A 12,665-nucleotide genomic window follows, 5' to 3' on the forward strand; every position below is an offset into this window, starting at 1 on the left:
GTAATTAGTATTTAGCATAATAAAAGGTTAAGGAGTTTGGATCGTGATTGTATTACCAAATTCCTTAACACTTTAGTAGTTAATAAGGCTCTTTGTCAAATAGGACTGATAGAGTGATATAAGAACATGGGGATTAAATATTCAATTGAGGTTGTATATTTAATAAATTAGAGGAGAGAATTTTAGATGAGTTTTTCGAAAAGAAATGAGCTTTTAAAACAAGAGAAATGCACTGAGAAAGTTAGGAAATATTCGATCAAAAAATTAGGTATTGGGGTTGCTTCTGTATTAATTGGCTCCATTTTTTACTTAGGAACGGGTGGACAAGCTCAAGCAGATGAAATCTCCACTTCTGAATTGATTGTGGGGATTACGAATAAAATGAGTTTAAAGGAGAATGAAAGTAATAAAGAATCGCAAGTAAATGAGTCTGTTGCTACATCAGTAGCAGAGAAAACTGAAGATACAGTTGGTGGATCAACGAATACAGGGAAAGAAACAGATACACAGATAAGTGAAGTAGTTAGTAGATCAGAGAAAACTGAAGATACAGTTGATGGATCAGCGAATATAGGGAAAGAAACAGATACACAGGTAAGTGAAGTAGTTAGTAGATCAGAGAAAACTGAAAACACAGTTGATGAATCAGCGAATACAGGGAAAGAAACAGATACACAGGTAAGTGAAGTAGCTAGTAGATCAGAGAAAACTGAAGATACAGTTGGTGGATCAGCGAATACAGGGAAAGAAACAGATACACAGGTAAGTGAAGTAGTTAGTAGATCAGAGAGAATTGCAGACGTAGTGGAGACATCAGCGAGTACTGGGTCTGGTGTAGATATACGAGCAAGTGAAGCATTGGAGACACCAGAGAAGATTGAAAATAATACTCCTATTTCTCTTGATAAGGTATCTAATGGTAAATTTGATGAAGAATATAAATCAAGTAAAAATAATTGGGAATTTAAGGAAGGAAATAATTCTTATATTATCTCTGAACAAGATAATAAATATGCCAAAATCGATCCGGGAACTATAGATGAACATATTCTCCAAAAGATCTCTACAGTTTCAGGAAAAACATATTCACTGCATGCAGATGTTAAAATCAATTCAGATAAAATTGAAGATGGCATGTATTTAGTTGCTAAGTCAGTAGTAAATGGAAAGCAGGGGCCTGTTATAAAACAAATAAAAATTATAGGAGTACAAGGAGAATGGGCACATAAATCATTTGATTTTACTGCAACTACTTCGGAAACATATATCGGCTTAGTTAAATGGTCAGATAAAATAGTTAACAATGTAGTTTCTGCATCGGCTTCTATAGATAATGTAACAGTTAAAGAGAATGATAAATATCATTTGGTTTGGGAAGATAATTTTTCTGATGAAGAATTAAACCAAAAAGATTGGGGATACGAGCTAGGTAGTATACGAGGAAATGAGCAAGAACATTATACCGATAGTAAGGACAATGTTTTTATCAAAGATGGTAATTTAGTATTAAAAGTAACAAATAGGAAAGGAGAGGATCAGTACACAAATCCTAGAGGAGGGAGTAATGCTAGAGAAGTAATTTATGATTCAGGAAGTGTCAGAACTGCCGGGAAACGGGAGTTTTTGTATGGACGAATTGAAATGAGAGCCAAATTACCTAAGGGAAAAGGAGCATTTCCTGCATTTTGGACGTTAGGATCGGATTTTACACTAGATGGTGATATTTCCTCGAATCAAGGATATGGCTGGCCTAGTACAGGCGAGATAGATATTATGGAGCTGATTGGTGCACCTACAGAAAAAAGAGATAATGAGCAAGCTGAAGGAGATCAAAGTAATAGGAAAATTTATGGGACTCCTCATTTTTATTATAAAGATGGTGATGGAGATAAAGATGGTAGTTATGCTCCTTACGCTTTAGGTGGAAGCTTAAGTTTGAATGAAGATTTTTACAACAATTTCCATGTTTTTGGAATTAATTGGACTCCAGATAAAATAGAATGGTATGTTGATGGTATTGTCTATAATACTATGAATTTATCAGGAGATGAACGTTTGGAAGCAGCAGCAGCTTGCTTTAACAAACCTCAATATATTCAGTTGAATTTAGCTACAGGAGGAAATTGGGCAAAGAATGCTGGATTTTATTTGGGAAAAGATAATACAGAGTTTGTCATTGACTATGTTAGATATTATCAAAATGAAGAACAGAAACTCGCTGCAGAAGCATATTATTCTTCTCAACCTCAAATAACAGGAACCAAAGATATTACAATGATTGAAGGAACTACACCTAATTTATTAGAAGGAGTAAATACTGACAAAGAGGGATATACTGTTGAATTTTCTGTAGATGACGAATATATGTATAAGAATACTGGTGGAAATACGAATGTTACATTAAGAGTCAAGGACTCTAAAGATAAAATTGGATTATCTCAATTAGAACCAGGTATTTATAATATCTATTATAGTGCAATACCTTCTGGTAATACTTTGGGATTATTAGTAACGCCAACTAATAAAATAGGTCGTAAATTAGCTTTATTGACTATTCTACCAAAAGAAGGATTAGTGGGAAAAATTGGAGAAAAATTATCTACGGTTTCTTTACCCGCTGGTTGGGAATGGGAAGATGGCAATCAAAAGATTGGATCAGTAGATAGTTATAAAATTAAATATAAAAAATCTGGGAGAACAATTTACAGTGTAATTGATGCAAGTTTTATAAAAAAGGAAAAAGAAGAACGTAATTTAACTCCAATTATTAATACAGAAAATAAAGTTTTTGATGGTACAAAAGAAACTGCTATAAATAATAGTAAAGATTTACAAAGTTCTCTTCCTGCTGTTATGGATTTAGGAAATGGAACGGTTACAATTAGATATCGATTAGATACAAAAGACTCAGTTGTTAGAAATTCTTCTGTTATGTCTTTATTATCTATTTCGAATAAAAATGCAGAAAAAGAATATGCTACTTTTTTCATTGATACTAAAAATAATAAAATAGGTATTGAGTTTAAAGGAAAACCCATTGTGAAAGTTGGATCAGGATTTAATTTTCTAAGTAATTCTGATTGGCAAACCATTAGTTATGTTTTTAATGGAAAAACATTGAAAGTATATTTAAATGGAGAGATGTATGGAGAGTCCGAATTTACAGGATTTTTAAAAGATTTATTATGGAAGAATCAAGCTGATACGGTTACTATGGGTGGGATTGAAAGAAAGTATGAAGGCAAACCTGCATTCCAGTGGATGTTTGAAGGAATTGTTGATCAAGCTTCTATTATTGGAGTACCTTTAAATTCTTCAGAAATAACTAAATTACATCAGCCTACAAATAGAGAGTCTGTAGGAGAGAAGACGAGTTTATGGGACAAGTATGATGAAGGAGTATTTGAGTATCGTATTCCTTCGATAGTTAAGACTCCTCAGGGAACCCTTATAGCGGCTTCAGATGCTAGGAAAAAGCATTATAATGATTGGGGAGATATTTCCACAGTCGTTAGAATTAGCCATGACAATGGAAAAACATGGAGTGAAAACATAACCGTTTTGGATATGCCAACTCAACCATATTATACTGATAAGTATAGTAAAGCTGATTGGAACACCAACATGACGCAATCTGCTTTTTCAATTGATCCTACGTTACTAACTGATTCTGATGGAAAGTTGTATTTATTAGTTGATGTTTTTCCTGAGTCACAAGGAGCTGTAAGCGTTAAGAGTGGATCTGGTTATGAAAAAATAAATGATAAATATTATTTGAATTTGTATGATTTTGATAACAATAAGTATACTGTTCGAGAAAATGGGGTTGTTTACGACAATCAAGGAACGGCTACAGATATGTTTGTTGATGAAGGAGAATTTTCTACAGCTTTTAGTACTAGAGGAAACCTATATAGACTGGGTAAAAATAATCAAGAAAATACTTTGCTTGGAAATATTTATCTTAGAAGTGGTAGACATATTAATGGAATAACAAAAAATGGATCTAAAACTGCTCCATTATTCACGCATATGGCCAGTTTCTTATGGCTATTTACTAGTGAAGACCAAGGGAGAACATGGTCTGCTCCTACAGATTTAACTCCGCAAGTTAAAGAAGAATGGATGGGGTTCATAGGAACAGGTGCTGCAGCGGGTATTGAAGTTAAGGTAACTAATGTAGACGGTTCTAAAGCTAAAAGATTGGTTTTTCCTATTTATTACACCAATCAACAAGGTAATGGTGTTTTGGGGCGACAAAGTAGTGCCAACATTTATAGTGATGACGGAGGGGTTACGTGGCATAGGGGAGAATCTCCTAATGATGGTAGAATTTTTGGCAATAACCAGCACACTAATTCAAAAGATTTCAATACGTCAGTAACTGAGCTTACAGAAAATCAAATAATTCAATTGAATAATGGTCATTTACTACAGTTTATGAGAAATACAGGTAAAACGATTGTTATTGGTAGAAGTACAGATTATGGAGAAACTTGGGATGACAATGTATTTGTAAGTGATCTTCCAGAGCCATATGTAAATCTTTCAGCGATACATTTTGAGTTAGATGGGAAAGAATATGTTGTGTTATCTAATCCTTTAGGAAATCCGACTGGAGAAGCAATTCAAGTGAGAAATCAGAGAATCAAAGGTGTTCTTCGTATAGGGGAGATATTATCAGATGATTCAATAAAATGGCTCTCTTCTAAAGTATATGAGCCTAAACGTTTTGCATATTCGAGCTTAGTTCAATTAGATAAGGAACATGTTGGAGTTGTGTACGAATACAACGGACATCTAAAATATTCCACTTTTAATGTAAAGGATATGGTTAGCGAAGCTACAAGGGAAGATAAAGTTGTTATCACAGAAATAGCTGAATTAAAATCCTATGATGAGTTTAATATCATCCCTTCGGCAAATAAAAAATATGTTCAGGTACAGTTTAACCAACCTGTTTTTATTGCAGGTAGTAGGCAATTAGATATCTCAATTGGAAATAGACAAACAGTTGCGGAATATTTATTGGGTGATGGAACGAACAACCTTATCTTCGCCTATTCTTTACAAGAAAATGATAATGGAAGAATAACAGTCAGACCTACTTTTGCTAGCTCTATAGTAGAAAATAAATATGGAATAAGTTTGCTAGAGGATTCTATTTATACTATTGGTTTTATTGGAGAAATAGTGTCGGGGGCAGACATTACTGAGATGTTTAATAATAAGTACAATGACAACACATGGGTATTTATTGGAGGGGAAGCAGTTCAAGGTGATTTTAATCAAACTAAAGGGATTAGAAATTTCGTGGGACAATTTGAAGAGTATATTAGATGGACCAAATCTGGAAATGAGATGGGAAGACAACGCTATGTTATCAATACAGCAAGGAGCGGTTTAAACTTACATGAGATAGTGAGTGACTATGAAGAGCTAGTCTCAAATTATTCTCCTAAAGCGGTAGGGTATATGTTAGATAAGGAAGACTACGCTTTAGGTGATCAACATCTTAATGATTATAAAAATAGTTTGATACGTTTTATTGATAAATCTTTAAAATTGCATAATGATCAAGGCTTTGTAGTATTACAAACACCGTATGTCTCAAATAGTGAGTCTACTAATGAATTGATTCGAAAATACGTTTTATTGATGAAACAAGTAGTGGATTCTTATTCTACCAATAATAGAATAAACCGTATTGTATTTGTAAATTATTTTGAGTTAACTAATACTGATGAATTTAAAAATCATTGTCTAGAGAAAGATGGAACTATAAATGCAAGAGGTCATTTTGAGCTGGGAAAACTTTTATCTGAAGCAACTATAGGAACTTCACAAGGATATCCTGGAAATAATGTTCAGTTAAATTTGAATGAAAAAGATGCTCCTAAGACCTATTTAAACATAGTTCCAGAGGCTTATTATGATGATCATCAACTTTTTGTGAAAATACCATTGAAAAATGATGGGGAAACGGAATGGAAATATGAGTTAATCATTAATAATGAAACTATATCGGATATTGTAAAAGGAAATTCATTTTCTATTAATTTAACAAGAGGATCTGAAAATTCTAATTATGATTTGATTATTAAAAGTAAAGATGGTTTATCACAATTAAAAGTGATTACGGGTATTCTAAGTAAAAATGTCAAATCACAGATTAAAAGTCAAGAGCTAAATAAAAATCAAATCAGGCTAAAAGAATTGCTTGAAAATAAAGAAACTATCAATTGGCTATTTATGGGAGACTCTATTACGCATGCAGCAGCGTGGACTTTTGGTTATGATGGAATTACACAGCTATTTGAGAAGTTTTTAGTAGATGATTTACATCGAGAAAAAGATGTGGTAATTAATACGGCTGTTTCTGGTGCTACTGTTGCCAGTACTTTAGCGCAGATTGATCAAAGGTTAGAAAAGTATAATCCGGATGTAATTTCTATCATGTTAGGGACCAATGATGTTGCTAATATGAACTTAACGCCATTACAGTTTAAAGATCAATTACAGCAATTAGTAGAAAGAGCTCGAGCTAAAAATGCGATTGTTATTTTAAGAACTCCAACTCCATCTACTCAACCAAGTAGAATAAAAAGAATACCTGAGTTTATTGAAGTAATACAACAAATTTCTAAAGAAAATGAAGAGCTGATTTTTGTAGATCAGTATACACCATTTAAAGAGTTGTTAGATAAATATCCTTATTTATGGAACCCAGACTATCATTTTATTACAGATGGTATTCCTCTTCATCCAGGCGCGAATGGGCAAGTGATGCTAACTAAACTTTTTATTGAGTCACTCGGACTCAAACAGTATGGAGGCTATATTGAATCATTAGAATATAAATTGGGATATGAAAAACAAAATCTTGAAATAGAAGCACCGATATCCCTTGATATAGATAATAATGTCGTTTCGTTAGATAAAGATAAATTGAGAGAATTAGTAAATGATGAATTGAGTGACGTAATGCTAGTTGCTAAGGAAAAAAATACAAATAAGGAGAATTCCATTTGTGATGATAAAAGAATACTTTTATTAGGAGGATTAGATGTAAATAAAGAGTATGAGATTTACCTTTCTGCTAAAAGTAGTACAAAACCAGTTATATATAATTGGGCAAAACATGATTTGATAGTTGGAAATGTTACAAGAAATCTATCCCTTAAACATAATGGAGGTTATGTGAGTCGGTATACGATTACTTGGGAAGAAGCACATGAATCAAGTTCAGGAGAGATTATCAACGAAAAAAAAGAATGGATCGGAAATGGCAAAGATATTTTATTGGGGAATGTTTCAAATATTGGTATTTCATCAAAAGCTCAAAATATTCAAATTAAAATTGAAGAATGTACAGGTATTGCATCTGAGTGGTGGAAAACTATTTTTGAAAAAGAATATTCGTCCCTAAATAATGATTTAAATTTAGAGATAGCTGGTACTACTTTGCACCCTAGGATAATAAAAGATTAAATATTAACAGGGGGTTATAGGGAAAAGAGTTAGGAATGATGGATTGTATAATATATTGGCTCTTCGGTATTTAGTGTTGGTAGAGAAAGATACAACTGAAAATTTAGTCATAACCAGTTAGGCAGAGTGCTTAGCTGGTTTTTGGCTCTTCGTCAATATCTATTAATCTCAGTATTTTTTGATAGAATCGTTCATATAGCATATCATCTTCTCAGTTGTTTATTTTTGTGGGGATTTAATCAACCTAGAGAACGATATGTTTTTTAACACCTAAAATGAAAATGGGGCTGAAGAATCAATTCTGATTCATCAGTCCCATAAATTATAGAGCCGGAAGGATTAAGCCATGAATAAGATAAATTCTTGCTCGAAAGTTGTGAAATTTCGATATCCGTAAGCTACTCGTTTTATTATTGACTTTAGTCAGTTTCGTTTGTGTAGCGTACGAAACAAAAAACTCGCGTTTGTAATCATGGATGAGATGGCTTTAGCGATAAAAAAATCATTTCGATATACTAATGATGGCTACCAACCAAATATCAGATCTAAATGAGTTTTTTTATGTCTAACGACGATAAAAGTTTAGCACATACGAGATGGAATTGTAAGTATCCCATAGCCTTTACCCCGAAGTATCGATGAAAAGTGATTTATGGAAAGTTAAGAGTAAGTATTGGTCAGATATTAAGAAAATTGTGTGAGATGAAAGACGTTGAAATCATTGAAGCTCATGCAATGCCTGAGTATATTCATACGTTAGTAAGAATACCGACAAAGATTCGTATTTCTAGATTTATGGGCTACTTAAAAGGACGAAGTGCAACCTTAAACCATAAAAAACATGCGGATTTGAAATATAAGTATGGGAATAAAAGCTTTTGGTCCAAAGGATACTATGTGAGTAGGATTAAATCAAAAAAACAATTGAAAAATATATTTGAGAACAAGAATCAGAAGATTGAATTAGAGATAGTATAAGTAAATAAGAGTATGTAGATCCATTTTATAGATATTAAATATTATGGCGTAATGTAAATAAAATGATGTTATTTAAAAATAATACTATCGTTATTATTCGGAATAGTATTATTTAAGATGTAATTTAAATGAAAAGGTTTGGATATTTATTTAAGCTTACAAAAGGGTTTTTAATTTAATATCCTTTTGTAATAGCAAATAATAAATTTAGAAAGGAGTAGATACGAGTACAAATATAATTTATATGGGAAGGAGATATTACTATGTGTAGTTAGTTCTTTTCATTTATAACCAATAAATAGGAGATGAGAAAAGATAATGAGAAAAAAATTTAGTGGGCTAAAAAAAATATTTGTATTTTTAATAACTTTTATAAATATAGTATCCCCTTTTTTAAGCTCTCAACTAGTTTATGCTGCTGATATTAGCTCTACGAATACCGTAAAATATCAAGCATTTACTAATGGTGGATATAGACATAGTTCTAATAACTATGATGTTTATTCTGGAGCTTTATTTCTAAGGGAACTAGGAAGTAGAGACACTGGTCAAAATTCTATTACAGCCTTTTGTTTCAATGCGGGAAGAACAATGCCACCGGAAATTACAGTTCTTGATGCAGGATTTGATAGTGTAATTGTAAATACAAAATATGATAGGGAAAGTAATGTATCATCTTTATATGAGTATTCAGATAGTCCTGCCCTTAATAAAGAAGAATTTAATAAAAAAATAAAGCAAATACTTTATAATGGCTATCCAACTAATGGTTCCAATTTTAATAGTGGTACAGATAGTATAAGTTTATCAGCTTTTAGAAGAGCTACACAAAAAGCTATTTGGGCTTATACTGATGGCGGAGCAGATATGAATATTGATAATGTTGTTGATCATTTTCAGTTCCCGCAGAATGAAAAAAATATGTTGAGAAGATTATTAGAAGCTACAAATGATGTGCCGAATAATTTTGTGGTAGATTTTTATAGAGCTGATACTCAAGGGATGCAAAATATTGTAACTGGTAGAATAGATTCTTCGACACCGGAGGTGCCGAAAGAAAAAGATATAGTAATCAGTAAAGTAAATCTTGGGGGAGAAGAGATTGCTGGTGCTAAGATCCAAATCAATCAAGGTAACAAAGAAGTAGCAAGTTGGACATCAGAGGCAGGGAAAAATCATGAGTTAAGTCTATTACCAGGAGATTATGTATTCCATGAAGAAGCTGCGCCAAAAGGCTACGTAGTAGTAACGGATATTACATTTACAGTAAATACAGATGGAACAGTAACAGTAAAAGATGCAAATGGAAATAAAGTAGTAGCAGCTAATAATCAATTAACAGTAACGGATGAAACAGAATATGTTAATCCGACAGGAACGTTACGTACAACTGTTAAAGCAGACAGCACAGTTGCTAATGCAACAAAAGCAGCAGAAGTGACTGCAGAGAAAGCGGCTACTGGAGTAGAAGTAACCGATACACTTACCTATGAAGGTTTAGTCCCAGAAAAAGTATATAGTGTAACTGGTGAGCTTTATGAAGTGAAAGATGGTCAAGTAGTAGGAACTGCCAAAGCAACAGCAACAAAAGAATTCACTGTGTCAAAAGAAGGCAAAGGGGAATGGCAGTTAGCATTTGGTCAAGTAACTGGTTTAGAAGCAGGTAAAACGTATGTAGTGTATGAAACAGCAACTTCGAAAGATAATTTGGTTGACACGAATAAAGATAATACTCCAGAAGAAAAACATGTGGTAGAACATAAAAATCCTGGAGATAAAGCACAGACGGTTGTAGTGACACCGGAGGTGCCGAAAGAAAAAGATATAGTAATCAGTAAAGTAAATCTTGGGGGAGAAGAGATTGCTGGTGCTAAGATCCAAATCAATCAAGGTAACAAAGAAGTAGCAAGTTGGACATCAGAGGCAGGGAAAAATCATGAGTTAAGTCTATTACCAGGAGATTATGTATTCCATGAAGAAGCTGCGCCAAAAGGCTACGTAGTAGTAACGGATATTACATTTACAGTAAATACAGATGGAACAGTAACAGTAAAAGATGCAAATGGAAATAAAGTAGTAGCAGCTAATAATCAATTAACAGTAACGGATGAAACAGAATATGTTAATCCGACAGGAACGTTACGTACAACTGTTAAAGCAGACAGCACAGTTGCTAATGCAACAAAAGCAGCAGAAGTGACTGCAGAGAAAGCGGCTACTGGAGTAGAAGTAACCGATACACTTACCTATGAAGGTTTAGTCCCAGAAAAAGTATATAGTGTAACTGGTGAGCTTTATGAAGTGAAAGATGGTCAAGTAGTAGGAACTGCCAAAGCAACAGCAACAAAAGAATTCACTGTGTCAAAAGAAGGCAAAGGGGAATGGCAGTTAGCATTTGGTCAAGTAACTGGTTTAGAAGCAGGTAAAACGTATGTAGTGTATGAAACAGCAACTTCGAAAGATAATTTGGTTGACACGAATAAAGATAATACTCCAGAAGAAAAACATGTGGTAGAACATAAAAATCCTGGAGATAAAGCACAGACGGTTGTAGTGACACCGGAGGTGCCGAAAGAAAAAGATATGAGTGAACTTGCTAATCGAGTTCGTTCTTCGAGTGATACAAGTTCATCAAATTCAAATACTAGTTTACCTAAAACGGGAGAAAAAAATAATGATACATTGATTACTATTGGTATTCTTGTTTTATTAGGTATGTTTGTTATCTTGACTTATAAAAAGAAAAAATTATAGATAATAACTTTTTACGAGAGGTCTAAGCTAAAAACTATAGATAAAAAAATAAAATATAGATTTTAGTTGAAGTGGGAGTGTAAGAAAATCCGTGTAAGTAACCATCGATTTCAGATAGTTACTTCGCGGTTTTTCTTTTTTTAAAATAAGATCAAGAGGTGAGTACACGATGGTTAGAAAGAAAAAAATCCTGATGCCGAAAAGTTAGCTGAACCCATTCTGAATGTTTATCAACCTGAATCCGTCGCTGACATGCAAGATGCTTTAAAAGATGTGTTTGGTCCACTTTTTGAAAAGATACTTCAAGGAGAATTGAATAACCAATTAGGTTATTATGCCTATTCTAAAGAACATAAGGAACACGATAATCGTCGAAATGGCTATGGAAATAAAACACTTAAAAACAGTTTTGGTGAAATATCTATTGATTTTCCTAAAGATCGGGAAGCATCCTTTAAACCAGAGTTAATTCTCAAGAGAAAACGAGATATCTCCGACATCAAAGGGGAAGTTCCTTCCATTTATGCACGAGGAATAAGTCAACGAGATATCTCAGCAATCGTCGAAGATATTTATGGATTTGATATTTCTCATGAAATGATTTCAGACATCACTGATGCTGTTCTTCTTGAATTGGAAGAATAGCAAGCCCGTCAATTGGCCGAGTGCTATGCTTTTCTATTTTCTGATTGTATGTGTGTTACTTTACAAGAAAACTATGAAGCCAAAGAGATGTATACACCATTCTTGGCTATGGTCTCAAAAGAAATAAGGAGATTTTAGGCTTATGGTTAAATCAAACAGAATCTAAAAATCGCTGGATGCAAGTGTTCGATTAATTGAAAGCACGTGGTGTCGAAGATGTCTTTTCATTTCGATGGACAGGGTTTCTGGTCTTGAAGAAGGCACAAAGGCGATCTTTCCATTGGTAATTGTTCAGCGTTATATTGTTCATCTTATTCGAAATGCATTGCGCTATATTCCGAGTAAGGACTATAAGGAAGTCTGCCGAGATATGAAAAAAGTTCTACGGTGCTCCTTCTCTAAACGCTGTTCATGCTGTTTTTCACAGTTTTCAAAATCGGTGGTCTCATTATTCTGTGTAGTAGATGTCTGGAAACAGAACTTTGCACATGTTGAACAACTATTTGATTATGGTAGTGCCATACGAAAAATTATGTACACTACCAATGTGATTGAAAGTGTTCACTCCAGCTTCAGAAAAGTCACAAAAAACGGAGAGTTATCTAATGAGAATGCACTCCTAAAACTACTTTATTTACGCACGAAAGAATTACATGCGAAGTGGTCAGGTGGTCGAATTCAAAACTGGTCTATGGTGCTTAATCAGTTAATGATTAACGAGGCCTTCACCTCTAGAATTGCAAAGTATGCGATTTATCTTCCGTAATGACGGTAGGTTTACTCAACTAGGTCTCCAA

4 protein-coding genes and 1 pseudogene are annotated in these 12,665 nt (G+C 33.4%); all 5 read left to right on the plus strand.

From position 1 onward, the window contains the following. The first annotated feature begins 186 nt into the window (after positions 1-186). The 5 genes and pseudogenes from FE005_RS08985 (at position 187) to FE005_RS17200 (ending at position 12,634) form a co-directional block, all read left to right on the plus strand. Positions 187-7,491 carry a GDSL-type esterase/lipase family protein gene (locus FE005_RS08985; RefSeq protein WP_138371666.1) on the plus strand — a complete coding sequence of 2,435 codons (7,305 nt, stop codon included), beginning with the start codon at positions 187-189 and terminating at the stop codon, positions 7,489-7,491. 561 nt (positions 7,492-8,052) lie between these two features. Continuing rightward, positions 8,053-8,453: pseudogene (tnpA, locus tag FE005_RS08990) on the plus strand (IS200/IS605 family transposase). 334 nt (positions 8,454-8,787) lie between these two features. Continuing rightward, on the plus strand, positions 8,788-11,223 hold the full coding sequence (locus tag FE005_RS08995) for a thioester-forming surface-anchored protein (protein WP_138371667.1): 2,436 nt from the start codon (positions 8,788-8,790) through the stop codon (positions 11,221-11,223). A 252-nt stretch (positions 11,224-11,475) separates the two neighbouring features. Then, positions 11,476-11,868, plus strand: coding sequence for a transposase (locus FE005_RS17195; RefSeq protein ID WP_255200737.1), 393 nt, complete (start codon positions 11,476-11,478; stop codon positions 11,866-11,868). Between the two features lie 232 nt (positions 11,869-12,100). Continuing rightward, on the plus strand, positions 12,101-12,634 hold the full coding sequence (locus FE005_RS17200) for a transposase (protein WP_255200738.1): 534 nt from the start codon (positions 12,101-12,103) through the stop codon (positions 12,632-12,634). Positions 12,635-12,665: the final 31 nt, after the last annotated feature.

The sequence above is a fragment of the Enterococcus sp. M190262 genome (assembly GCF_005843965.1).
Classification (GTDB): Bacteria; Bacillota; Bacilli; order Lactobacillales; family Enterococcaceae; genus Enterococcus_D; species Enterococcus_D gallinarum.